Origin of the sequence: Hymenobacter pini (assembly GCF_020421205.1) — a bacterium.
GTDB classification, from domain to species: Bacteria; Bacteroidota; Bacteroidia; order Cytophagales; family Hymenobacteraceae; genus Hymenobacter; species Hymenobacter pini.
Window position 1 is genome coordinate 58238 of the sequence record NZ_JAIZZH010000007.1, and the last position, 22276, is coordinate 80513.

Below are 22276 nucleotides of genomic sequence, written 5' to 3' on the forward strand. Positions count from 1 at the left end.
GTCTGTTCTCTTGCCAACTTCTATTCCACCCTTTTCATGGCGGCAGACCAGTCAGCTGGCAGCCCTGCTACTGACAGGAGTTGCATACTGGGGGCTGGCCTACGCCACGCCGCGCCCCCAATTCGGGCAGGTGCTGGGGTTGTTTGCGGTGGCCGGCGCGGCCTATGCCTGGCTGCTGCACACCCGGTTGCCGTTGCGCTGGGGCCTGGGGGCCGCCCTGGCATTCCGGCTGCTGTGGCTGCCGGCTACGCCGGCGCTGAGCGACGATTTTTATCGCTTCCGCTGGGACGGGCTGCTGGTGAGCCACGGGCACAACCCCTTTGCCGAAACGCCCCGGCAGCTGCTGACCACCCCGCCCGCCGACTCGGCCTCCCTACCCCTGCCCACCCTGCGCCGCCTGCTCCCGCAGCTTAACTCGCCCGCTTATTTCTCGGTGTATCCGCCCGTGTGCCAGGCGTTGTACGGCGCGGCGGCCTGGCTTTATCCGACCTCCCAAACCGGCTTTTTAGGGGTAGTGCGCCTAGCACTGCTGCTGGCCGATGCCGGCGCGGCGGCGTTGCTGCTGTGGCTGCTGCCGCGGGCCGGCTGGCCGGCCCGCCGGTCCCTGGCCTACCTGCTTCATCCGCTGGTTATAGTGGAAACCATCGGCAACGTACACATGGAAGGCGTGGTGGTGTGCTTTCTGCTGCTGACGGGTGCACTGCTGACACGCCGCCGCACCCGGCTGGCCGCCGGAGCGCTAGCGTTGGCTGTGGTCACTAAGCTGCTGCCGCTGCTCACGCTGCCGCTGCTGGCCCGGCATCTGGGCTGGCGGCGCTTCGCCTGGTTTTGGATTGTATTAGCGGCTGCCGTGGGGGCAGTGTTTCTGCCTTTTCTGTCGTGGGACTTGCTGCTGCACATCGCCCAAAGCCTGGACTTATACTTTCAGCGCTTCGAGTTTAATGCCAGCGTGTTCTACCTGCTGCGGGCAGCCGGCCAGTGGCTGCTGGGCTATGATGTAGTGGGCACGCTGGGTCCCTTGCTGGGATTAGGGGCAGCGGGCTGCACGCTGTGGCTGGCGCGGCGGGCGGGGAGGCCGGCCCTGGAAGCGCTGCCGCACTGGCTGCTGCTCACGCTCAGCGGCTACTTTGCGCTGGCCACGGTGGTGCATCCCTGGTACCTGGTGCCGCTGGTGGCGCTAAGCTGCTTTTCGCCACTACGCTACGCGCGGGTGTGGGCGGGCCTAGCCGTACTTTCGTACGCAGCCTACCGCACGTCGGCGTACACCGAAAGCGGTTCGCTGCTGGTCCTGGAATACGGGATAGTGCTGATCTGGGCCGTTGCCGAGTACCACCTAGGTCGCTGGCCGGGGCTGCGCCCTACTGCCCGCCGCCTGGCCCGGAATTCCCGCGCCAAGTAGCCAGATCCCGGGCCGAGTCCACGTCGTGCAGGGTGGACAAGAGGGCTACGCGCAACCCAAGGCGGGCGGCATCGGCCAGGGTGTCGGGCAAAACGCTGGCGGTGCTCCATTCCTTGTTGGCGAACAGCTCGGGATGCAGCCGGTTCATGCCCAGCAGGTAATACCCGCCGTCATCGGCCGGCCCCACCACCAGATCGTGGGTTAGCAGCTCGTCAAAGGCCCGCCGGAGCAGGTCGGCGCTCAGGCCGGGGCAGTCGGTGCCCATGATGACGACCCGGCCCGCGCCCGCCGCCAGGGTTTCGCGGAAGGCTTGGCTCATCCGTTCGCCCAGTGAGCCGGCGGCCGGCTGCACGCGCCAGGGAAAGCCCGGCCACTCCGGCCGCGGCCGGGTTGGGTCGGCCCCGGCCGGGGCCTCCGCCAGCCACACCGTGGTGGGCACCTGCGCCGCCGTTACCGCCGCCGCCGAAAGGGCCAGCAGCTCGCGGTACACGGCCAGGGCCGCCTCGGCGCCGATGCCGGCGGCCAAGCGGGTTTTAACGCGCCCCAACTCCGGCTCGCGGGCAAAAACTATCAGGTGAGAAGGCAGAGCGGTGGACATAAGCGGGCAGGGTAACGGGAAAAGCAGGGCGGCAAGATACGGCTGCCGGCCCTGAAATCGGCGGCTACAGCTTCCCCTGCCGGATGAGCCGGCGGTACAGCTGCACCAAGCGGTGCTGCGGCACGCCCAGCTTGTAGAGCACCACCAGCAGAGTGAAAATTCCCTGCAGCCGGAAAACCCCGTTTGCCAGGTACTTGCGCGCCGAGGTGGTCACTGCGCGGGGCAGTAGCCGAAACGTCCCCTCCGCCCGTAGGCGGGCCACCAGCTCCTGATCTTCCATCACCAGCAACTCTTCGCGGTAGCCCCCGAGGCCGGCAAACAAGTCGCGGCGCACGAACAGGCTTTGGTCGCCGAACCGCACGATTGTGAACGGTAGCCGGGTGCACCAAGCGCTGAACCGCAAAAACCAGTGTGAATGATCGAAAGCCAGCCGGTAGCAGCCCGCCCCGTACCCCTGCGCCACGGCCCGTCGCACCTCAGCCGCAAAGCCGGGCGGCGGGTAAGAGTCGGCGTGCAGAAAATACAGCACCTCGCCCTGGGCCTGCCGGGCACCATGGTTGAGTTGGGCGGCGCGGCCTTTGCGGGGGCTGACCAGCACCGTGGCTCCGGCCTGCCGGGCCAGGGCCGCGGTATCGTCGGCACTGCCCCCATCCACCACCAGCACTTCCAGAGCGTCATCGGGGTCCGTAGCCTGGCGCAGGTAGCCGAGCAGGGCGGTGATGGCTTCGGCCTCGTTATACGTTGGGATGATGATGCTGATCATCAGGCTGGGAGTTGGTAATTGACGAGGGCTGGCACTACGGCCGGTCAGCGGTAAAGGGAAAAACATTCGTATACCTGCCCGGCAACGCGCCCCAAGGTACGCCGCAGCCAGGGACCCGTTGCCCGGCCGGCTGCGTATCACCGCGTCCGCCCTTTGTTTCCTTTTACCTTTTTACGCCGTTCCCATGCCCGTTTTTCCGGTTTCGCATCCGTTCCTCAAGCGCTTCGACCGCTGGGCCACGCCGGCCCTGGCGCTGGTGGGCCTGGGGCTACTGCTGCTCGAAACCCGCCACCCGCTGCGGCGGCGCACCCGCCCGCGCCCCGAGCGCTGGCTCCGCAATGCCGTGCTGGCCGCCCCCTCGCTGCCCGCCGCCCGCCTCACGCTGCTGCCCGCCATGGTGGGCCTGGCCCAGCTCGCCACCCTGCACTACTCGGCCCGGCAGCTGGCCCGCCTGCCGGCTCCTTTGCGCCTCGGCCTCGAAGTGTTGGTGCTCGACTATCTGGCCTACAGCTGGCACCGGCTGCTGCACGCGCCCCTGCTGTGGCGCCTGCACCGCGTGCACCACAACGACCTCGACATGGACCTTACCACGGCTTGGCGCTTTCACTTTGGCGAGATGCTGGCCAGCATTCCGTACCGGGCGGGGCTGCCGGCGCTGCTGGGCATCCGGCCGGCCACGGTGCTGGCCTACGAGGCCGTGTTTGAGGCCTGCGCGGCCTTTCATCACAGCAACTGGCGCCTGCCACTGGCCGTGGAGCGCCAATTGGTACGGGTGCTCGTTACGCCGCGGGCGCACGGCATCCACCACTCGGTGGTGCACCGCGAGTCGCAGAGCAACTTCGGGGTTGTGCTCACGCTCTGGGATTCGCTGCACCGCACCCTGCGCCTGAACGTGCCCCAGCAGGCCCTCACCATCGGCGTACCCGCCTACCCCGACCCCGCCCGCCAGACCGTGGCGCAGCTTCTGGCTTTGCCGCTTACCCCAACTGAGCCCTGGGCGCGCCCCGACGGCACGGTGCCCGCCCGGCCGGCCCCGGCCGGGCCCCGGGAGCAGTTGCACGAGTAGCGCGGAGCCCGCCATAAGCGCGGGCGACGTGGTTTCTCCAAGAAGACCAGTGGCCTCGCTTAGCCCATTCTCACGCGCAATCGGAGCCTCATTCCTTACCCTTGGTGGTGCAGGCCTGCTTGCTACGGCAACGTGATGGGCCGGCCTTGCACAGCCTTCTCGGCCGCCGGCAAAATGTCACAGTTGTCCCAGATGCCCGTCAGCAGCGTTTGCGCGTAGGAGTCCGGGAGCCCATTGGTCTGCATCAGCTGATGGGCCTGGCCGTTGTCGTAGGTGAAGGCGTGGAAGGAGTAGCTGAACCGGCCATCGGCATCATCGAGCAGCAGGTACCACACGCGAGGAGTGCCATCATTGGCGGGCATGCCAATCACGCCCGCGTTCAGCCAGCAGTGCCCGGCGCGCTCATCCACGAAGGGCAGGCCGGCGTGGCCGGAGAGTATCACCGTCGCTCCGGTTGCGGCGAAGCTGGCTTCCTTCACCGGCCAGGGAGTGGAGGCAAACACGAAATCGGCAATGCCGGTGGCCGCCCCGTGCAGCACGGCCACCGGCTGGCCGGCGTACCGGAAAGCGAGTTGGAGCGGCAACGTGCTCAGCCAGGCCACCGAGCCGGGCGACAGACTCCGTACCGCGTACGGAAACCAGGCCCGGGACAATACATCGCACCGGCTGCCCTCAGCAAAGTTACAGCCGCAGTCGTCTTCGCCCCGGATGATGTTCTGCTCCACGTTACCCTGGATGGCGTGCACGCCCCAGTCTTTTACAAATTGCACCGCGGCCTCGGGTTGGGCGCAGTAACCCACAATGTCGCCGGTACAGATGATGTTGCTCGCCGGAATTTGCAGCCGGTCGGCAATGGCTTTGAGCGCCTCCAGTGCCTGCAGGTTTGAGTAGGGGCCGCCGAACACGAGCAGCCGGCCACTGCGCGGGCCGAGGTCGGTGGGAACAGGATTATCCATGAGCAGGCTTTTTTTGGAGAAGCGCACAAAGTCCGAATACGCCGAAACAGAAACCCGACGTAAGCAGGTTCGTGCTGAGTAGCGCCCCGTACTTGCCGTCGCCCAGATGCAGGGCACCGGGCAGGGGGAACATCGTCAGCAGGCCGCCCAGCACCAGCCCCCCAATAACCGACAGGTGAAAGGCCAGGCGCGGCACGGGCACGTGCCAGAACAAAAACACGGGGGCCAGCCCCAGCACCAGCGTGCCGCTGATGGTGGTGGCCGACAGGATGGCGGGGTTAAAAAACACCGGGATGGTGCCCAGTACCGTCAGCACCACCATGGCCCACCGCCCCCGCGCTACGCTGGGCTCGGCCGCTTTGCTCAGGTCAATGCTGATGAGCTTGGAAAACGAGGCCATGGCTGAATCCAGAGTCGAGGAAGCCGAAGTCACCATAATCAGGTTCATGAGCAGCAGCATGGGCACCCCGAAGTAGCGCGCCACGGCCACCGGGGCTTCACCCGTGAGGGCGTGAAGCTTGGCAAAGATGCCCACGAAGCTGAAAAAAACGATGCAGCCCGCGCCGATGGCCCCCGCCCAAAGGTAGGACCGCAGGGTGGTGCGCGTGTCAGTAATAAACCCCCGGTCGGTGAGCACCGGGTCGTGGAAGGGGTAGCTGAAGCACTGCACCAGCGCCACCAGCAGCAAATCCACGCCCTGCCCCAGCTTCCACTCCCCGCTGCCCAGGAAGGGCCGCAGGCTCCCCCCGTACTCCGGCAGGATAAATCCTAGGATAACCGTGAGCAGCACCACGAAAAGCGAGAGCTGAATCACGTCGGTCATGATGGAGCTGCTCATGCCCCCTTTGAGCGTGTAGGCCAGCGTGAGCAGGGTGAAAACCACTATGGCCGCGTAGTAAGCCGACGTGCCCGGCCCGCCGAAATAGGAGCCGATGACGATGGTATTGGACCAGATTTCGTTGTACAGGCGAATGATAATCAGGCAGGTAAACACCACTACCGCCCCCGCCCCGTACTTCGATTCCAGGAACTCATGGATGCTGCGGTAACCGCCTTTATTGCGCATAGCCACGATGACGAAGCCGGCCACCAGAAACGAGAGGTAGTACCCCGCGTAGGCCACGCCCCCCACCAGCCCGAAGCTTTGGCCTAGGTTGGCGGCATTGGTAATCGACTTGGCAAACAGCCAGGAGATGACCAGGCTACTGGTCAGAAACACCGTGTTGGGCGTGCGCGCTTTGCGGGTACCGCGGAAAAACTCGGGCGCGGTGCGCGACAGTGGGGACACGATGAACAGCACGAGGCTGGAGGCCAGCACCAGTGCCCACTGCAACAGGGATGTACTCATACGAAGGAAGTTCAGCGGGCCCACCAGACGGGGGCGTTGATGCTGTTATTCTGGGTTTTATCGGCTGCTATTTTGTACTGCGCCGCGTTCAGCGCACTCTCGGTGGCCGGGTACGGCAGGCGCACGGGAATCAGCCCGTTGTTGAGGCTGGCCGCCACCGTTTTCAGGCGCGGGAAGCCCGTCCGGCGGTACTCCGTCCAGCCTTCGTAGCCGTTATTGAGGTTATGCAGCCATTTCTGCGTCAGGATCTGCTCCAGGGGGTTCTGGCCATTTTGCCCGTAGGCTACCTGGCTATCGGTCAGGTAGCCGGCGGGCAGGGCCGTGCCCCAGTAGGCAAACGACTGGGTAATGCCCTGCTCGTACAAGGTGCGCGCTGAGGCGGGCACCAGCCCGCGCTGGGCGGCTTCGGCCAGCAGGAAACTGGTTTCGGCCGCCGTCATATAGTTGGCGCTCAGGCGGTCCGAGTTTTCCCGGAAGATGGTGCCCGTAAGTGAATACTCGGCCAGCGTGATGGAGAGCCTGGAGGCATCGGGTCCGTTCAGCAGCCCCTTGTAGGTGCCCGGGTTAGCCGCCGTGGGCCGAAAGTACGTGGCTATCCGGGGGTCGCTCAGTCCGGTCAGCAGCTCCTCGCTGGTTTTGGACATGATGAACAGGTTGTAATCCCCGATCCGGGCCGTAGACATGCGGAAATTATTGGGCTGGGCCAGCGAGAACCGGAACGCCGCGTTGTCGGCATTGGCAGTAATGTACTTGCCTTCGGCCACGACTTTTTGGAGGGCGGCCTGCACGTTTACCTTGCCAGAGATACGCAGCAGGTACTTAATCTTCAACGAGTTGGCAAACAGCACCCATTTGCTGCGGCTGCCCCCGTAGAGCACGTCACCATCCAGCGGCGTAACGCCCTGGTAGCCGTTGATGGCGGCAATGCCCTTATCCAGGTTGTCGAGAATGCCGCCCGGGGCCGTGTAAATGGCTTCCTGACTGTCGTAGGCCGGGGTAATGATGCCCGCTTTACCCTGCAGCGCCTCGCTGTAGGGCACGTCGCCGTACAGGTCGGTCAGCGTGGCGGCCAGGTAGGCTTTCATGATCAGCGCCGGGCCTTCGTACACGCCGAAGGCCGGATTTGCCCGGGCCTTCTGCAGCAGAATCTCGTTGTCGCGCAGGTTGCTGTACAGAAAGGGCCAGGGGTTGCCGCCGTACTGCGGCTCGCTCAGGCTGTGCCGGTCAAACAGGTTGAAGTCGATAGCCGTGAAGTACTGCCCCAGCAGGTTGCCCGCCACGAAGGCTTCGTAGGACATCTGCTCGCCGTAGTCGAAGATGATTTTGCGCAGCAGCAGCGCCGGCTGCACGTCCACCGGGGCGTTGGGGTTGGTGTTGATTTCCTCAAACTGGTCCGTGCAGGCGGGCAGGGTGCCGGCCAGCGCGGAGAGCAGCAGCAGGCCAGATAATTTCCGTTTCATATTGTCGGGGTCAGGGCTTAGAAGGTAGCGCTGAGCTTGAGTCCCACGTTGCGGGTGGTGGGGTAGCTCATATCCTCAACGCCCGTCTGCAGCTGGTTTTGCTGGAACGAGGTCTGCTCGGGGTCGAAGTGCGGGATGTGCGAGAGGGCCGCCAGGTTCCGGCCGATCAGGGCAATGGTCAGCTGCTGGGTGCGCAGCTTTTTGGCCACCCAGGCCGACTGCGGCACCGAGTAGCCGATGGTCAGCTCCCGCAGCTTGACGTAGGAAGCGTCGTAGGTATTGTTCTCCTCGTGGTTCCGGTCGTAGTACATCCGGTAATACGTTTCGGCCGGAATGGCTTTCGTATTCGGCTGGTACACCGGGTTTTCGGCGGTGCCGGTATTCACCACACCCGTGGCCACGATGCCGCCCTCGGGCCGGTTGGCCGTTTCCCGCAGCTGGCCCGCCACGCCGGCCAGGGCCAGCGTGCGCGACACCAGAATGCCGCCCTGCCGCCAGTCGAGCAAAAAGCCCAGGTTCCAGTTGCCCGCGCTCAGTTGGTTCGCCAGGCCCACCATAAAGTCAGGGTTATAGTTGCCCAGCTTTTTCAGGGTGTTGTTGGCAATGTACTGCCCGTTGCTGCCCACCAGAAAGTCGCCCTGCGCGGTGCGCTGGTAGCCGGTTCCCCACATATCGCCCACCCGGTCGCCTTGCCGCACCTGGTACCAGACGGTCTGGTTCACGTTGTCGTAGATGCGGTTGTAGCCTAGCGTCAGGGTGCCGGCTTCCTCGGGCAGGGATACTACGGTCGTCCGGTTCCGGCTGAAGTTCAGGCTCACGTTCCACCGGAAGCGGTTGGTCTGCACGGGCGTGGCGTTTACCACCGCCTCCAGGCCCCGCGAACGTACTTTCCCGCCGTTGATAACCCGCTCACTGTAGCCCGTGGGAATGGCAATGGGCAGCGACAGAATCTGGTTGCTGGTGCGCGAATCGTAATACGTCAGGTCGAAGCCCAGCCGGTCCTGGAAAAAGCGCACGTCCGCCCCCACCTCCAGCGAGGTAATCGACTCCGGCTTCAGGTTGGTATTGGCAATGGTGCTCTGGTCGCTGAACGCCGGCTGCGAGAACACCGGGTTGCGGGCCGTGAAGGTGCCCGCCGTCTGGTACGGGCTGGTGTCGTTGCCCACGTTGGCGGCGCTGGCCCGCACCTTGGCAAAGGAAACGGCTGCGGGCAGCCGGAACTGGTTCGACAGCACCCAGCTGGCCGATACCGACGGGTAGAAGAACGACGTATTGGCCGTTGAGGTGGGCGTAGCCAGGGCACTGGACCAGTCGTTGCGCCCGGTGATATCCACAAACACGATGTCCTTGAAACCCAGCTTGGCCAGGGCGTACAAACTGTTGATGCGCTTGCGGCCGCTCTGCTGGTACACCTCCACCGGCGAGGCGGCGTTATTGAGCTTGAACACGCCCGGCTGGGCCAGCGTCAGGGCCTGGTACTGGTCGAAAGAGGTCCGCTGGTCCATGCGGTTGCCCCCCGCCGACACATCGAGCGAAAACGAGCCCAGGCTGCGGGTGTAGTTCAGCAGGAAGTCGGTATTGATTTCCCGGAAGAAAACGGCGTTTTCGGCGTAAGCCCCATTTTTGAAGCGGTTGCTGCTGAATGCCCGCCGAAACTGGCGGTTCTCGCTGGAGTAGTCCATGCCGCTACGAACCAGCAGCGTCAGATTGTTGGCCACCTCAGCCGTGGCGGCCAGGTTGCCGATGAGCCGGTCGCGGGTAAACGAGTTGCGATTTTCGTAGAGCGTGAAATACGGGTTGTCGAAAAAGGTGTAGTTGTAGGAAAACTGCTGAATGCCCTCCAGCCCCGGCTGCCAGTACTGCTTCATGGGGTTGATGTCGGTCTGGCGGCCCAGCCAGGCGCTCAGGGCGTAGTTGGTGTTTTCCGAGCCGTACTTGGTGGCGGGGCGGTTGTCGCTGGCGCTGTTAATGTAGTTGATGGAGGAGCTGATTTTCAGCCGCCGGGTAGGGTCAAACTGCAGCCGGGCAGCCAGGGTTCGGCGCTTCAGGTCCACGCCGGGAATAATCGACTGGCTGTTCAGGTCGGTGTACGAGAGCCGGTAGCTGCCCTTGTCGTAGTCGCCCGCCACCGCCAGGTTGTTAATGGCCGTGCGGCCCGTCTGGTAGAAATCCTTCAGGTTGTCGGGGTGCGCCACAAAGGGCGTCGGGGTAATGGGCAGGCCGCTGTAAAGGCGCGTATCGGCCCCGCGCACCACCCGGCCGTCGGGCAGCGTGACGGGGCTGTCGTACTGCGGAATCAGCAGGCCGGCATCCAGCCGCGGGCCGTAGCTGTACGATATGTTGTCGTTGACGCCCCCGCCCAGCCCGTCGACGTATTTAAACGCCCCGCTGTTGCCCTGCCCGTAGGTGTTCTGAAAGCGGGGCAGCTGAAACGGCTGCTCGGCGTAGAAGGTGCTGTTGAAGCTCACCCCTATCCCTTTGCCTGCCCCCGACCCGTCCTTGGTCGTAATCAGGATAACCCCATTCGAGGCGCGGGTGCCGTAGAGCGCCGCCGCCCCCGGCCCTTTCAGCACCGATACCGACGCCACGTCGTCGGGGTTAATTTCCATGGCCCCGTTGCCAAAATCAATTTCCTGAAACCCGTTGGCATCATCGTTGACCCGGTTGACCACCGTGGCATTATTAATCAGGATACCATCCACCACGAAAAGCGGGTTGTTGTTGGTGAAGGACGACTCGCCCCGAATGGTAATGCGCGACGATGACCCCACCCCCGTGGAGCCGGCCGTGACCATAACGCCGGCAACCTTGCCCGCCAGATTATCGAGAAAGTTGGGGGATTTTACCTCGCTGACCTGCCGAGTATCGAGTTTCTGCACCGCGTAGCCCAGGCTCTGGGCGTTGCGCTCCAGTCCCAGGGCCGTTACCACTACCTCGTTCAGCACCAGGTTCGGCGCCAGTTTAACCGTCAGATTGGGTTGGCCCGTGTACTGAATCTGCTGCGGTTTAAAGCCTAGGGAGGTAACGACTAATACGTCGTTAGGCTGCAGATTGGTAAGTGTGAAGGTGCCCGCGGCGCTGGTGAGCGTACCCACCTGCGTGCGTTTCAGCTGCACGATGGCTCCCACCACCGGTTGCGAAGAGGTACTGTCTACCACCTGCCCGGTGAGTTTCTGGGCAGATGCGGAAACGGATACCACGGAAAGAAGGGCAACGGGTAGTACTGTTCGCATTAAAGGCAAGTATTGAAAAAATGAGATTCTGGCAATTTGCAACAGGGGGGGCAGGGCTAACGGACCGAAGAAGGCCTCATAGCTATTCCGTTTTGGCAGCCACAACCGCCGAAGCGTTGCCCGACAAACGACGTAGCTGTGACGGCGGATTTAAGTACGAATCGTTGCGCCCTCAAAAGTAGCCCATTTGTTGAGCTGGTCTGGCTAAGCTGAACAAAGCATTAACCTCAATTTCACCGTTTTCACAACGCAGAAGAAGCGGGTAGGGGAAATAACAGTAGGGTACTGGGACTACTACCTGACAAATGATTCCCTCTTGGTCCATTTACCGACGGACCAAGAGTATCATAGTATCTGCTTAACTGTATCCAGCAGGGCATGAGGTGGTATAACTAAGCCGGACACTTATCGGACGTGGTTTGAAGCTGGGTTGCGAAGTGGCTGGGTGAGCGGTACGCGAGGGCGGAATGGCGCCGCTCGTCGTTGTAGCAGGCAATGTAGTGCGCGAGTTCGGGGCGGGCTTCTTCCAAGCCGGGAAATCGGCCGCCGTCGAGCCACTCGGTCTTGAGCCGGCTCCAAAAGGATTCATCCTGCGCGTTGTCATAGCAGGTGCCGCGTCGGCTCATGCTCGGCGTCGCGCCGGGGCGGGCCAGCAGGCTGGCGGAAGCGGGTGGCCGTGTACTGGCTGCCTTGCTCGGCGTGCACGATCAGGCCCGCCGCCGGCGGGCCCACCACCAGCGCGCGGCGCAGGGCCTCGCTGACCAGGTCTTCGGGCATCGACTCCCGCGCGTCCCAGCCGACGACCTTGCGTGAGCAGGCGTCCTGCCCGCTGGCCAGGTACAGCCAGCCGCCTTGCTTGGGCAAGCAGGTGCTGTCGCCGACCCAGACCTGGTCGGGGGCGGCGGGGCGGCGGGCTCAGCAAGCGGGGGGGGGCCAGGCGCCGGCCGTGGCCCGAATCGGTGGGGCGTGGCACGAACGAGCGCGGCGGCTGGGCCCGCAAGTCGTGCGCAAAGTTTCGGCCTTGAACGCGTCGTCGTACTTGCGCCGCTTATCCGGCGTGCGTGCGTGCGTGCGTGCGTGCAGGCGTGTTGCCATGACAAAGGGAAAATACGTCCTTATTCCGCCCAGCCTCGCTAGACCTACTCAGTTGAGCAGTAGGCTCCCTTTTTAGGACAGCAAGAGAAAGGTGAGCATCTGCATAAGCATCAACCTTTTTTCAGGGAGTATAGTACAATTCGTATTGAGCTGCGGATGTGCCGCAGTAACTCACTCTCTCCTTGTTTCTACTATGACTGCCCTTCGTTTTCCCGCTATCCTTTCCCTGCTGGTGCTGCTCACCTTCACCCTCAGTAGCTGCGATGCCATTGCCACCATTTTCAAAGCCGGAGCCTGGACGGGCATCATTGGCGTGTTTGTGGTGGTACTGCTCATTTGGTTGGTGATTTCACGCTTCCGCCGGCCCTAGGCAGAAAAATCTGCCGAATCACCCTGTTGGTCTTGTTATCAATATCATACAGGAAGGGCGCTGTTCGATGCATCGAACAGCGCCCTTCCTGTATGATATTGAATGCCGTTTATTTTTTACCGGGCATGGTACCGATAATATGGTCCCAGATGGTAGTGCTTACTCCGAACGCCACCTCATCTTGCCGGTAGTGATGCTGGGCGTGGTGGTGCCACCAAAATTTCAGGAAGTTTTTCGGTGGGGAGTACACGTGAATAGCATAGTGCACAAAGAGGTACAGCGCATACCCAAACACGAAACCGGCCAGCACCCCGAAGCCCGCGTTACCAAGTGTAAAGCGGAAAATGAAGAACAGCAGTGAGGCCACAAACACCGTCAGAATAGGCGGCATGGCTAGGCGGGTTTTGTCTTTTGGGAACTCGTGGTGTACACCGTGCATGGTGTACTGAAACTTGGCCTTGCCGGGCGTATCCGTCTTCATGTGGTACAGGAAGCGGTGCATCAGGTACTCTACCAGCGTGAACAGAAACCACCCTGCCAGAAACAGGCCAAACGCCGACAGCCCGGTGAGCAGGCCCTGGCTCAGGCTGTAATACAGGCTCACGGCGGCTACGGCAAAGAAAATTGTCAATGGCCCGGCAATGTGCGTATGCGTGAGGCGCTCCAGCACCGGATTCTCAAATAAGCGGGCCGAGCCTTTATGCTTTGGCTTGATGGCCTCGGCGGGTTTGGCCGGGGTTACTGCAGTACGGGTTTCCGGAGCTTCGGAAGTGGAATTCATGCCAATACAGGGATGATGAAGACGCAAAAATACACACGCTCACGCAAATACCCCGCCCTCATGCCCAGTTAGCCAGAGGTATTGTAGCGGACTATCATCTGTTGTACGGCTTCTACGGAACAGGTAGGAGCCGCACAGCACAGCGGTGCTTGGTCGTAGAACTGCTGGCGGGCAGCCAAGGTTTCGCGCAGTCGTTTTTCCAGGGCGGCGGCATCGGGCAAAGTAGCCAGCAGGGGCCGGGAGGCCGCCGCTGAAAGTAGCCGGCGCAACAACTCCGCAATGGGTACGGCCAGGTACAGCGTCAGGCCGGTTTCCAGCAATACATCTACGTTGTGGTGGTAGCAGGGCGTGCCGCCACCGGTAGCCAGCACCATTTGTGGGTGCTCTGCTACCACGGCCCGCAGTACGTCGGCTTCCCGCTGTCGGAAATACTCCTCCCCATCCTGGGCAAATATCTCCGATACACTCCGCTGCTCCCGGCGCACAATTTCCTCGTCCAGGTCCAGAAACGGCAGTTGGTAAGCCACGGCCAGCGCCCGGCCCAGGGTGGTTTTTCCTGCACCAGGCATGCCAATCAGGTACAGGCGTGTCGGGTTGGTAGACATTGGCTGGTTGGTGATTGACAGATTCTATTAGCCCAGCTTCACGCGCGGGTCCAGTACGGCGTAGAGTACATCTACTACAATATTCACCACCACAAACAAGGCAGCAATGAAGATGGTAGCACCCATCACGACCGGGAAATCCAGGTTTTCCACGGCGCGCAGCGTTACGGTGCCCAGGCCTTTCCAGTTGAAGATGTACTCAATGAAGAAAGCCCCCGCCATCAGCGAAGCCAGCCAGCCCGACACGGCCGTAAGTACCGGATTCAGCGCGTTTTTGAGGGCATGGCCCACCACCGTGCGGTAACTCGAAAGCCCTTTGGCCCGGGCCGTACGGATATAGTCCTGACTCATCACATCGAGCATGGAAGAACGAGTGAGCTGCACGATAACCGCCAACGGCCGCACGCCCAGGGCAAAAGCCGGCAACAGCAGGTTTTTGAGCACCAAGTGGCGGCCGGTGAAGGGGTCGGTTTCGAAAAGTTGCCCCGTGAGGTTCAAGCCCGTCCAGCGGCTCCAGTAGAACCCGAACGTAATGGCAATGAGAATGGCCGCCACAAACGACGGCACCGAAATACCCAGTACTGAGGTGGACACCAGCACCCGATCCAGCCAAGAATGGGGCCGCAGCGCCGCCACCACGCCCAGCCCAATGCCCACCACCGCCGCCAGCAGCATAGCCGCCAACGCCAGCCACAAGGTGCCGGTGAAGTGGTCGAGCAGGATGTTCAGAACTTCCTTGTTGCTCTGAAAAGAACGGCGCAGATAGGGCGTTTTCAGCACCAGCGCCTTCTCCGCACCCAGCGGCATCAACTGCACGCCACCGTACTTGGCCACACCCGCCGAGTCGCGCGGGTGTACACCCACCGGCGACACGTCATTGAGGTAGCCCAGCAGCTGCACGGGCAGGGGTTGGTCGAGGCCCAGGTCCTGGGCAATAGCGGCGCGGGTGGCAGCGTCGGAGCGTTGGCCGGCCAGCAGGGCCACCGGGTCACCGGGCAGCACCTGGAACAGGAAAAACACCGTGAGGGCCACCCCCAGCAGCACCAGTACGCCCTGCCACAACCGCGTCAGAATAAAACCAATCATTTTTTAGTGCTTGGTGCTTAGTTATTAGTGCTTAGTGTTCGGATTCTGATTGACCAGCCTAAGCACTAGGCACTAATAACTAAGCACTATAGAATGTCTTCCAGCTTGCTGGCGTCGGGAATGTCGTGGTAGTGGTACTTGCCTTTCACCACGCCATCCTGGAGCAGAATAAAGCCGGGGTTGGAGCGAATCATGGACTTCAGCACCGTGGCATCGGCGAAGTAGTAGGTACCGGGCAGGTTCACGTCGTGGCGAAAGGCATCAAACTCCTGGGGGCTGCTGCTGGTGATGATGAGCGGCCGGATCTGCTTACGCGACTTGGCCGTGGCTTCCATCAGCTTGTTGATGTCCTTGAACCGGTCCCGGTCGGCGTCCTGCACGTTCTGAATGATGAGCAGGAGCTTGTTACCTTTCAGTACCTCGTCGGTGTGGTTTTGCTGCTCGGCGTCGAAGATGGAGAAGTCGGTGATGATGGGCTTGCTGGCCTCTGGGTTCAGCACCTCCATGCTCTTGTACTTCCAGGTGGAGTCGGTGGGGTACTCCGTGAAGGTTTTGGTTTCGCCGTTGCGCTCCATCACGTACTGGTACTTGGCCTGCTCCCGGGGCTTCATCAGCTGCGGAATGTTGTTTCCAATTTTATAGGGCAGGAAATCGAAGTAGGGCAAGTGGCCCAGCGCCCGCACGCCCACGCCCACCGCCACGGCCGTAGCCAGGGTAATGTACATCACGCCCAGCGTGCCCTTGGCAAACACCCGGCGCAGGTAGCGCTGGTTCAGGAACACCACCACCCACAGCAGCAGCAGGAACATATCCTTGGCAAACGAAGTCCAGGGCGTAAGCTTGAGGAAGTCGCCGAAGCAGCCGCAGTCAGTTACCTTATGAGTATAAGCCGAGTAGAATGTAAGAAACCCAAAGAACACCAGCAGCCCCAGCAGTACCCACAGCGTCTGGCGCAGCATCCAGCGCAGCAGCAAGGCCACGCCCAGCACTACTTCCAGGGAGCTCAAAAAGATGCTCAGCGTGCGGGAATACGGGATAAATACGGAGAAGAAGGAGCCGAAGGAGGTGGCAAACACTTCAAAGTATTCTTCCAGCTTCAGAGCCGTACCAATGGGGTCGTTCAGCTTCACGAGGCCCGAGAAGATAAACACAGTGCCCAGCAGCAGCCAGCAGATGCGGGTCAGTTGTTTCATAAAGGGGGACATGGGAACAGAAGCACTTGGTGCTTGAGAGCTAAAGGTACTGGTCATTGGGAGCTTGTGCAGGACTTTATCACGTGGAATAATACTCACCATTGCCGAAACAGTTGCCCCGGAGTAATAAGGTCCTTAGTAGGCGCAGGACGTTGGGTTATTGCTGCTCCCCGTACCCCATTTTGATGAGTACAAACACGGCGTAGTTCAGCATGTCGCGGTAGTTGGCGTCCACACCTTCCGATACGCGGGTGAGGCCACCCAGATCCTCAATTTGCTTGGTGCGGTGCAGCTTCATCAGAATGATGTCCGTGATGCTCGCAATGCGCATCTGGCGCCACGCCTCGCCGTAGTCGTGGTTTTTGGCGAAGAGCAGCTGGCGGTTGGCCTCTGTTTCCTCGTCGTAGGCACGGGCCACGGCGGCGGGGTCCAAGTCCAGGGGCGCATCGGCGGGCAGGCGCAACTGCATCAGGGCAATGAGACAGTAGTTGATGATGGCCACAAACTCCTCCTCCACTCCATCGGCTACCAGCTGCGTGCCCTTCTCCTGAATGCTCCGAATGCGCTGGGCTTTGATGTAAATCTGGTCGGTAACGCTGGGCAGCCGCAAAATTCGCCAGGCCGTGCCATAGTCGTGGGTCTTAGCCAGAAACAGCGTCCGGCACCGGGCCAGCACCCGGTCATATTCAAGCTGAGTTTGATTCTCCAAGTTTTTGCGGCTATTTTGAGGAGTCGACGCCTCGTCGGTTCTGCAAAGCCTAGCGCGGCATCTTACTCGCAGAAAACTCTGGCTGACAAAAAACACCAGCCCGCGAGATGCTGCGCCGCGCTTCGCACGACGACTTATGTATTCCCGAAAATCCATGTTCCAGGCCCCGCAAGATACGTGCTTTTCCCCGAGGCTGACGCTGCGCTGCCCCGGCGGCCGCCTGCTGGATTTGCGGCGCCCGCAGGTGATGGGCATCCTCAACCTGACGCCCGATTCCTTCTACCAGGGCAGCCGCGTAGCCGCCGAGGACGACCTGCTGCGCCGCGCCGAGCAGATGCTGCGCGACGGGGCCGCCGTGCTCGATTTGGGCGGCTACTCCACCCGCCCCGGCGCCGAGGACATCAGCCCCGACGAAGAAAAGCGCCGCCTGCTGCCCGCCGTGGCCGCCGTGCGCCGGGCGTTTCCGGAGGCGTTTATTTCCGTGGACACGTTCCGGGCTGAAGTGGCGGCCGAGGCCGTAGCCGCCGGGGCCGACATCCTGAACGACGTGAGCGGGGGCCAGTTGGATGCCGACATGCTGCCCACGGCCGGCCGCCTGGGCGTGCCCTACATCCTGATGCACATGCGCGGCACCCCTCACACCATGACCCAGCTCACGCACTACGAAGGCGACCTGGTGCTGGAGCTGGTGCGCTATTTTCGGGATAAGCTGGCGGAGCTGCGCCAGCACGGCGTAACGGATGTAGTGCTGGACCCTGGTTTCGGGTTTGCCAAAACGCCCGCCCAGGGTCACGAGCTGCTGCGCCGGTTGCGGGAGCTGCACGTGCTGGGGCTGCCCATTCTGGCGGGCCTCTCGCGCAAAAGCATGGTGTATAAACCCCTCGGCCTCACCCCCGATGCAGCCCTGGCAGGTACGGTTAGCGTCAATACCCTGGCCGTGCTCAACGGCGCCCGGCTGCTGCGCGTACACGATGTAGCAGAGGCAACCCAAACCATTCAACTGGTACTCAATACATTCCCAACTCCTTCCCCGTGATAGGCTCCTTCGGCATCGGCTTCCTGCGCATTGGCTGGGTAGACGTCGTGGACGTGCTGCTGGTCACGGTATTGTTTTATCAGCTCTACAAGCTGCTGACGGGAAGCGTGGCGCTGAAGGTGTTCCTGGGTTTCATGTCCCTGTACCTGTTTTACCTGGTGGTGAAGGCGGCGGGCATGGAGCTGCTCACCAGTATTCTGGGCCAGTTTATGAGCGTGGGCGTGCTTGCCGGCATCATTCTGTTTCAGCAGGAAATCCGACGGTTTTTGCTGAACGTGGGCAAGGCCACCTCTTTCAGCAACCGGCTGCGCATGTTCTCGTGGCGGCGCGATACGCAGCAGGAGCGCATGAACATCACCCCGTTCATCGAGGCCGCCAAAAGCCTGGCCAGCAAGCAAACCGGGGCCCTCATTGCCTTCAGTATGGCCTCCGACCTGAAGTTCTTCGCCGATTCCGGCGACCTGCTCGATGCCACCGTGAGCAAGCGCCTGCTCATGAGCATCTTCAACAAAACCAGCCCTTTGCACGACGGTGCCGTTATCATCAGCAACGGCCGCATCAAGGCGGCGCGCTGCATTCTGCCCGTCAGTGAAAACCCCGATATACCGGCGTCCATGGGCCTGCGGCACCGCGCCGCCATCGGCCTTACAGAGGTGACGGATGCCGTGGTACTGGTAGTGAGTGAGGAAACCAGCCAGATTTCCTTGGTGCGCAGCGGGGAGGTATTCCGCAACCTCGCCCCCTCCGACCTGCGCGCCCGCCTCAACGAGTTTCTGTTCGATGCCGCGCCGAAGCCGGCCGCCGCTGGTGCCACGGCGGAAGTGGCGGCGTAGATACTATGGTAACCCTATTAGCATGGAGGATGTATCCCCTCCCAAATGGCACCGGCTACTTTGCATCTGATCTGAATACCAGTCAAAAAGTAGAGCAGCTCTTTAACTACTGCCAAATTTTAGAGGCCTCCATATTCGAGGAAGGCTGGCTGTATTTATTACAGCATTACGGAATCGACCAACTTCACCTCATCAACCAACGAAGCGGCTGGTTTGAGGAAGAAAGCGTTACCGGTTTTCGACAAACCTTACTTGACCATTTCGCGGATATTGGGTACTCTATTCCAAAGAAATATCTACAATAAAAAAGAGCCGTAGTAAACGGCTCTTTTTTATTCAGCTCATTACGGCGTATTTGTCACCACTTGACCACCTTCCGGCTGGGCGGCACTACGGTCCTTGATGGTACCTAGCTCCTTACCTACTTCAATAAAGGCGGCAATGGCTTTGTCGATGTGCGCGCGGGTGTGGGCGGCGGAAAGCTGCACCCGAATGCGGGCCTGGCCTTTGGGCACCACGGGGAAGTAGAAGCCCACCACATAAATGCCCTTGTCGAGCATTTTGGCGGCGAATTCTTGGGCCAGCTTGGCATCGTAGAGCATGACGGGCACGATGGGGTGCTCACCGGGCTTAATGTCGAAGCCGGCGGCTGTCATCTTCTCGCGGAAGTACTTGGTGTTTTCCTCCAGCTGGTCGCGGAGCTGGGTGCTTTCGGTGAGCAGCTCCAGCACCCGTAGGCTGGCCCCTACAATGGCGGGCGCGAGGGTGTTGCTGAACAGGTAGGGGCGGCTGCGCTGGCGCAGCATATCAATAATTTCCTTGCGGCCGGAGGTGAAGCCGCCCATGGCCCCGCCCAGCGCCTTGCCCAGCGTGCCGGTGATGATGTCCACGCGGCCCAGCACGTTGCGGTACTCGTGGGTGCCCCGGCCGGTTTTGCCCAGGAAGCCCATCGAGTGGCACTCGTCAATCATCACCAGGGCTTCGTACTTATCGGCCAAGTCGCAGATTTTGTCGAGCTGGGCGATGGTGCCGTCCATGGAGAACGAGCCGTCCGTGACGATGATACGGTGGCGGGTGCCTTTGGCCTGAGCATCCTGGAGCTGCTTTTCCAGGTCCTCCATGTCGTTGTGGGCGTAGCGGTAGCGCTGAGCCTTGCACAGGCGCACCCCGTCGATGATGCTGGCGTGGTTCAAAGCATCCGAAATAATGGCGTCCTGCTCATTGAACAGAGGCTCAAACACCCCGCCGTTGGCATCGAAGGCCGCCGCGTACAGAATGGTATCCTCGGTGCCCAAGAACTCGGCCAGTTTGGCTTCCAGCTCCTTGTGAATATCCTGGGTGCCGCAAATGAAGCGCACCGACGACATGCCGTAGCCGTGGGTATCAATGGCCTCTTTAGCCGCCTTCACCACCTCGGGGTGCGACGACAGGCCCAGGTAATTATTGGCGCAGAAGTTCAGTACCTCTCCGGCTTCCTGGGTTTCAATTTCAGCGCCCTGGGGCGAGGTAATTACCCGCTCCTTTTTGTAAAGGCCGGCATCTTTGATTTCCTGGAGCTGCTGCTGCAGGTCGGGCTGGAGGGTGGTGTACATGCGGTAAGGTCGTGAGTTAGTGACTTGGTGAGTGGGAGGTTGGGCAAAACTACGTAATGCTTTTGCTAGTGCTTTTATCTAACTATAAGCTTTAATAACTTCAATACTATTCTAATGCAAAACTGGCTCGAATTAGAAAGCCGATTTCAGTTACTTATCTCCGCTGGCCAACATCTACGCGCCGATTTTCAATGGGGAGCAGCCGGCGAATACGCATCTGTAGCAGGCATAAGCAATGGCTATGTACAAGCTCAGTTTTCTGCGTTGGCTGATATGGCTGGCAAACTTCTGCTTGAAGCACTTCCGAAGATTGAACACACTCAAGCCGTTTTATCTTATGCTGACCACGGCAAAAGATGGCTATACGCTTTAAAAGAATGGAGCGGTTCCTTTCAGCATCTGCATACCGTTCAACAGATAAATGATGCTGGGGATGATGCCGGCTACATACACACCGGACAGATCGACGAAGTAATAGCCGTTTCTGCAGTTTTCTGCTTGCACTTACACAACATCTACCCGATGAAGCAATCCGCCAAAACTGAGCCGCATATGACAGTAAACAACTATGTCGTGAACAGTCAGGTTGGCCTGCTCAATACCGGTGATATAAGTCATGTAAAGAGTATAGCCATAAACGTGGGCCGACTTCAAGAACAAGGTCAGGAAAGAATAGCCCAAGCACTCAATGAAATTTTAGAAGCTGTTGCAACAGCCGACTCATTGAATCATGATGAAAAAAGTGAGCTACTGGATCAAGTCGAAGAGTTGAGCAAACAGGCCACATTACACCCTGAACAAAGAGCCAAGCCAGGGATGATCAAGGCTATATTAGGCGGCATTGGAGCGGCGGCTGGTACTGCTGCATCGTTGTCAGACCTATGGTCGACTTGGGGACCAGTCATTCGAGACTTCTTTCAACTGTAAATCACCGCCCGAAAAACGCCTGCACACCTTTCCGGCCGCTGGCCATCAGGCGCTGCTTGTCGGCGTCGGGCATGCGCTTGATTTTGGGGGAGAACCCCTCGGTATTGATGCTGATGGTGCGGGGCCAGTCCTGGGCGCGGGTGGGGTTGAGGGTTTCCTCGGTCAGGTTGTAGAGCGCCCCGATGTAGCTGCCGAAGCCGTTGATATCGTAGGGGGCCAGCTGCTGGCGGCCGGTGGGCAGCGTGTCGCAGGCAATCTGCTCGGCCCGGTCCAGGCGCAGGCCCAGGGTTTCGGGGTTGTACACGCGGCCTTCGGCGTCGGGCTTGGTGGAGGCGGAGAGCTGGCCCGGCAGGTAGCGCGGGTGGTCGAACAGCTCCACGGGGTAGTTGGCCAGCAGGCCCCCATCTACCAGCACCTGCACGGGCTGGCCTTTCTGGGGCTTACCCTGGATGACGTTGCCCCGCGCATCGAGCAGCACCGCCCGGAAGTAGAGTGGAATGCTCATGCTGATGCGCACAGCATCGGCCACGCGCATGGTGGGGTTGGTTTCGTAGCTGAATACCTGGATGCGCTGCTGGGTGAGGTTGGTGCCGGTGGTATAGAGGTCCAGGAAGCGGCCGGGCTGCTGCAGGGCCAGCTGGTGCAGCTCCAGCAAAGTGAGGTCGGGGCGGTTGGTTTTGCGGGCCACCAGCTGCCGCATGTGCTCCGTGAGGGCGTCGCCGCGGTACCAGCCAAACTGCTTGGTAAGGCGGTGGCTACCGCCAATGAATAGAAACCGCCCGTCGTTGAAGCGCTGGATGGGCGTATTATTCACCACGTCAATAATTTCCTGGGGCGAGTAGCCTACAGCCAGCAACGCCGCCTGAATGGCCCCGGCCGAGGTACCGCCTACCCGCTGCAGGCCCGCCAGCACGCCTTGTTTTTCTAGTTCCTCCAGCGCCCCGCCGTAGGCCACTCCCCGGATACCGCCGCCTTCCATCACTAGGTTGCGGTACGGGGGCCGGGTGGTAATGGACTGGGCATTGGCCGCGCCGTGCAGCAATGGTAGTACACTCAATAACAGGAGAAACCAGTAGCGCATAGCCTCGCGAGGTAGATGACAGAACGTAGAGCCCAAAGATACTGCCGCCGTTGCGTTTGTGCTCCATCACATCCAGCTACCGAAAGCCCGTCGGCCCCGTATCTTTGCATTCCTTTACCACCCTTTTTTCTTCACCGCCCTCCCG

The 22276-nt window shown here is 61.1% G+C and carries 21 protein-coding genes and 1 pseudogene; 7 read left to right on the plus strand and 15 right to left on the minus strand.

What is annotated here, in order from left to right; genetic code table 11:
- The first annotated feature begins 10 nt into the window (after positions 1 to 10).
- A complete protein-coding gene (locus LF252_RS21135; RefSeq protein ID WP_226271585.1) occupies positions 11 to 1399 on the plus strand; it encodes a hypothetical protein in 1389 nt (462 codons plus the stop codon).
- On the opposite strand, the gene LF252_RS21140 is transcribed toward LF252_RS21135, so the two are convergent.
- Both LF252_RS21140 and LF252_RS21145 read right to left on the minus strand, forming a co-directional pair.
- Positions 1359 to 1997, minus strand: a complete 639-nt coding sequence (locus LF252_RS21140; RefSeq protein WP_226271586.1) for a TIGR04282 family arsenosugar biosynthesis glycosyltransferase — start codon at positions 1995 to 1997, stop codon at positions 1359 to 1361. The two genes, LF252_RS21135 and LF252_RS21140, sit on opposite strands and share 41 nt — an antisense overlap.
- A gap of 64 nt (positions 1998 to 2061) precedes the next feature.
- Positions 2062 to 2826, minus strand: coding sequence for a TIGR04283 family arsenosugar biosynthesis glycosyltransferase (locus tag LF252_RS21145; protein ID WP_226271587.1), 765 nt, complete (start codon positions 2824 to 2826; stop codon positions 2062 to 2064).
- 118 nt (positions 2827 to 2944) lie between these two features.
- Between LF252_RS21145 and LF252_RS21150 the strand changes: the two genes are divergently transcribed.
- Positions 2945 to 3826 carry a sterol desaturase family protein gene (locus LF252_RS21150; protein WP_226271588.1) on the plus strand — a complete coding sequence of 294 codons (882 nt, stop codon included), beginning with the start codon at positions 2945 to 2947 and terminating at the stop codon, positions 3824 to 3826.
- A gap of 122 nt (positions 3827 to 3948) precedes the next feature.
- Here the strand turns inward: LF252_RS21150 and LF252_RS21155 are convergent, their stop codons facing one another.
- From LF252_RS21155 to LF252_RS21180, 6 genes and pseudogenes are all read right to left on the minus strand, one after another.
- Positions 3949 to 4782 carry a metallophosphoesterase family protein gene (locus LF252_RS21155; RefSeq protein WP_226271589.1) on the minus strand — a complete coding sequence of 278 codons (834 nt, stop codon included), beginning with the start codon at positions 4780 to 4782 and terminating at the stop codon, positions 3949 to 3951.
- Entirely contained in the window at positions 4775 to 6130 is a 1356-nt protein-coding gene (locus LF252_RS21160; RefSeq protein WP_226271590.1) for a sodium:solute symporter family transporter, read from the minus strand. Before LF252_RS21160 ends, LF252_RS21155 begins: the two co-directional genes overlap by 8 nt.
- 11 nt (positions 6131 to 6141) lie before the next feature.
- Positions 6142 to 7590: a SusD/RagB family nutrient-binding outer membrane lipoprotein gene (locus LF252_RS21165; protein ID WP_226271591.1), complete on the minus strand. Its 1449-nt coding sequence runs from the start codon at positions 7588 to 7590 to the stop codon at positions 6142 to 6144.
- Between the two features lie 17 nt (positions 7591 to 7607).
- The gene (locus LF252_RS21170; RefSeq protein WP_226271592.1) at positions 7608 to 10790 is read right to left on the minus strand and encodes a SusC/RagA family TonB-linked outer membrane protein; all 3183 of its coding nucleotides are present in this window, start codon (positions 10788 to 10790) and stop codon (positions 7608 to 7610) included.
- 425 nt (positions 10791 to 11215) lie between these two features.
- Complete coding sequence (locus LF252_RS23190) at positions 11216 to 11449, minus strand: integrase core domain-containing protein (RefSeq protein WP_226271593.1); 234 nt, start codon at positions 11447 to 11449, stop codon at positions 11216 to 11218.
- A pseudogene (locus tag LF252_RS21180) lies at positions 11424 to 11714 on the minus strand (DDE-type integrase/transposase/recombinase); the annotation flags it as partial. The pseudogene LF252_RS21180 and the gene LF252_RS23190, both read right to left, overlap by 26 nt.
- A gap of 397 nt (positions 11715 to 12111) precedes the next feature.
- Here LF252_RS21180 and LF252_RS21185 point away from each other — a divergent pair.
- Complete coding sequence (locus tag LF252_RS21185; protein WP_226271595.1) at positions 12112 to 12288, plus strand: hypothetical protein; 177 nt, start codon at positions 12112 to 12114, stop codon at positions 12286 to 12288.
- 109 nt (positions 12289 to 12397) lie between these two features.
- Here the strand turns inward: LF252_RS21185 and LF252_RS21190 are convergent, their stop codons facing one another.
- From LF252_RS21190 to LF252_RS21210, 5 genes are all read right to left on the minus strand, one after another.
- Entirely contained in the window at positions 12398 to 13069 is a 672-nt protein-coding gene (locus LF252_RS21190; protein WP_226271596.1) for a sterol desaturase family protein, read from the minus strand.
- Positions 13070 to 13137: 68 nt separating this feature from the next.
- A complete protein-coding gene (locus LF252_RS21195) occupies positions 13138 to 13674 on the minus strand; it encodes a shikimate kinase (RefSeq protein ID WP_226271597.1) in 537 nt (178 codons plus the stop codon).
- Between the two features lie 27 nt (positions 13675 to 13701).
- Positions 13702 to 14760, minus strand: a complete 1059-nt coding sequence (locus LF252_RS21200; protein WP_226271598.1) for an ABC transporter permease — start codon at positions 14758 to 14760, stop codon at positions 13702 to 13704.
- A gap of 86 nt (positions 14761 to 14846) precedes the next feature.
- Positions 14847 to 15953: a BT_3928 family protein gene (locus LF252_RS21205; RefSeq protein WP_226271599.1), complete on the minus strand. Its 1107-nt coding sequence runs from the start codon at positions 15951 to 15953 to the stop codon at positions 14847 to 14849.
- A gap of 157 nt (positions 15954 to 16110) precedes the next feature.
- Positions 16111 to 16662: a DUF1599 domain-containing protein gene (locus LF252_RS21210; RefSeq protein ID WP_226271600.1), complete on the minus strand. Its 552-nt coding sequence runs from the start codon at positions 16660 to 16662 to the stop codon at positions 16111 to 16113.
- Positions 16663 to 16798: 136 nt separating this feature from the next.
- On the opposite strand from LF252_RS21210, the gene folP reads away from it, so the two are divergent.
- From folP to LF252_RS21225, 3 genes are read left to right on the plus strand one after another with little or no spacing between them, the layout of a single operon-like run.
- On the plus strand, positions 16799 to 17698 hold the full coding sequence (gene folP, locus LF252_RS21215; protein WP_226271601.1) for a dihydropteroate synthase: 900 nt from the start codon (positions 16799 to 16801) through the stop codon (positions 17696 to 17698).
- Positions 17695 to 18531 carry a diadenylate cyclase CdaA gene (gene cdaA, locus LF252_RS21220; RefSeq protein ID WP_226271602.1) on the plus strand — a complete coding sequence of 279 codons (837 nt, stop codon included), beginning with the start codon at positions 17695 to 17697 and terminating at the stop codon, positions 18529 to 18531. The genes folP and cdaA overlap by 4 nt, the downstream gene beginning before the upstream one ends.
- Positions 18532 to 18560: 29 nt before the next feature.
- Positions 18561 to 18836: a hypothetical protein gene (locus LF252_RS21225; RefSeq protein WP_226271603.1), complete on the plus strand. Its 276-nt coding sequence runs from the start codon at positions 18561 to 18563 to the stop codon at positions 18834 to 18836.
- Between the two features lie 39 nt (positions 18837 to 18875).
- On the opposite strand, the gene kbl is transcribed toward LF252_RS21225, so the two are convergent.
- Complete coding sequence (gene kbl / locus LF252_RS21230; RefSeq protein ID WP_226271604.1) at positions 18876 to 20123, minus strand: glycine C-acetyltransferase; 1248 nt, start codon at positions 20121 to 20123, stop codon at positions 18876 to 18878.
- 114 nt (positions 20124 to 20237) lie between these two features.
- Between kbl and LF252_RS21235 the strand changes: the two genes are divergently transcribed.
- Entirely contained in the window at positions 20238 to 21050 is an 813-nt protein-coding gene (locus tag LF252_RS21235; protein ID WP_226271605.1) for a restriction endonuclease subunit S domain-containing protein, read from the plus strand.
- Between the two features lies 1 nt (position 21051).
- Here LF252_RS21235 and LF252_RS21240 read toward each other — a convergent pair whose 3' ends face one another.
- Complete coding sequence (locus LF252_RS21240; RefSeq protein ID WP_226271606.1) at positions 21052 to 22131, minus strand: patatin-like phospholipase family protein; 1080 nt, start codon at positions 22129 to 22131, stop codon at positions 21052 to 21054.
- Positions 22132 to 22276: the final 145 nt, after the last annotated feature.

Excerpts from the sequence above, each read along its gene's own strand:
- LF252_RS21140 (WP_226271586.1), bottom strand. The coding sequence starts at position 1,997 with ATGTCCACCGCTCTGCCTTCTCACCTGATAGTTTTTGCCCGCGAGCCG.
- folP (WP_226271601.1), top strand. The coding sequence starts at position 16,799 with ATGTATTCCCGAAAATCCATGTTCCAGGCCCCGCAAGATACGTGCTTT.
- LF252_RS23190 (WP_226271593.1), bottom strand. The coding sequence starts at position 11,449 with ATGAGCCGACGCGGCACCTGCTATGACAACGCGCAGGATGAATCCTTT.
- LF252_RS21145 (WP_226271587.1), bottom strand. The coding sequence starts at position 2,826 with ATGTTTTTCCCTTTACCGCTGACCGGCCGTAGTGCCAGCCCTCGTCAA.
- LF252_RS21235 (WP_226271605.1), top strand. The coding sequence starts at position 20,238 with ATGCAAAACTGGCTCGAATTAGAAAGCCGATTTCAGTTACTTATCTCC.
- LF252_RS21205 (WP_226271599.1), bottom strand. The coding sequence starts at position 15,953 with ATGAAACAACTGACCCGCATCTGCTGGCTGCTGCTGGGCACTGTGTTT.
- LF252_RS21240 (WP_226271606.1), bottom strand. The coding sequence starts at position 22,131 with ATGCGCTACTGGTTTCTCCTGTTATTGAGTGTACTACCATTGCTGCAC.
- LF252_RS21155 (WP_226271589.1), bottom strand. The coding sequence starts at position 4,782 with ATGGATAATCCTGTTCCCACCGACCTCGGCCCGCGCAGTGGCCGGCTG.
- LF252_RS21150 (WP_226271588.1), top strand. The coding sequence starts at position 2,945 with ATGCCCGTTTTTCCGGTTTCGCATCCGTTCCTCAAGCGCTTCGACCGC.
- LF252_RS21200 (WP_226271598.1), bottom strand. The coding sequence starts at position 14,760 with ATGATTGGTTTTATTCTGACGCGGTTGTGGCAGGGCGTACTGGTGCTG.
- LF252_RS21160 (WP_226271590.1), bottom strand. The coding sequence starts at position 6,130 with ATGAGTACATCCCTGTTGCAGTGGGCACTGGTGCTGGCCTCCAGCCTC.
- LF252_RS21190 (WP_226271596.1), bottom strand. The coding sequence starts at position 13,069 with ATGAATTCCACTTCCGAAGCTCCGGAAACCCGTACTGCAGTAACCCCG.
- LF252_RS21165 (WP_226271591.1), bottom strand. The coding sequence starts at position 7,590 with ATGAAACGGAAATTATCTGGCCTGCTGCTGCTCTCCGCGCTGGCCGGC.
- kbl (WP_226271604.1), bottom strand. The coding sequence starts at position 20,123 with ATGTACACCACCCTCCAGCCCGACCTGCAGCAGCAGCTCCAGGAAATC.
- LF252_RS21225 (WP_226271603.1), top strand. The coding sequence starts at position 18,561 with ATGTATCCCCTCCCAAATGGCACCGGCTACTTTGCATCTGATCTGAAT.
- LF252_RS21195 (WP_226271597.1), bottom strand. The coding sequence starts at position 13,674 with ATGTCTACCAACCCGACACGCCTGTACCTGATTGGCATGCCTGGTGCA.
- LF252_RS21185 (WP_226271595.1), top strand. The coding sequence starts at position 12,112 with ATGACTGCCCTTCGTTTTCCCGCTATCCTTTCCCTGCTGGTGCTGCTC.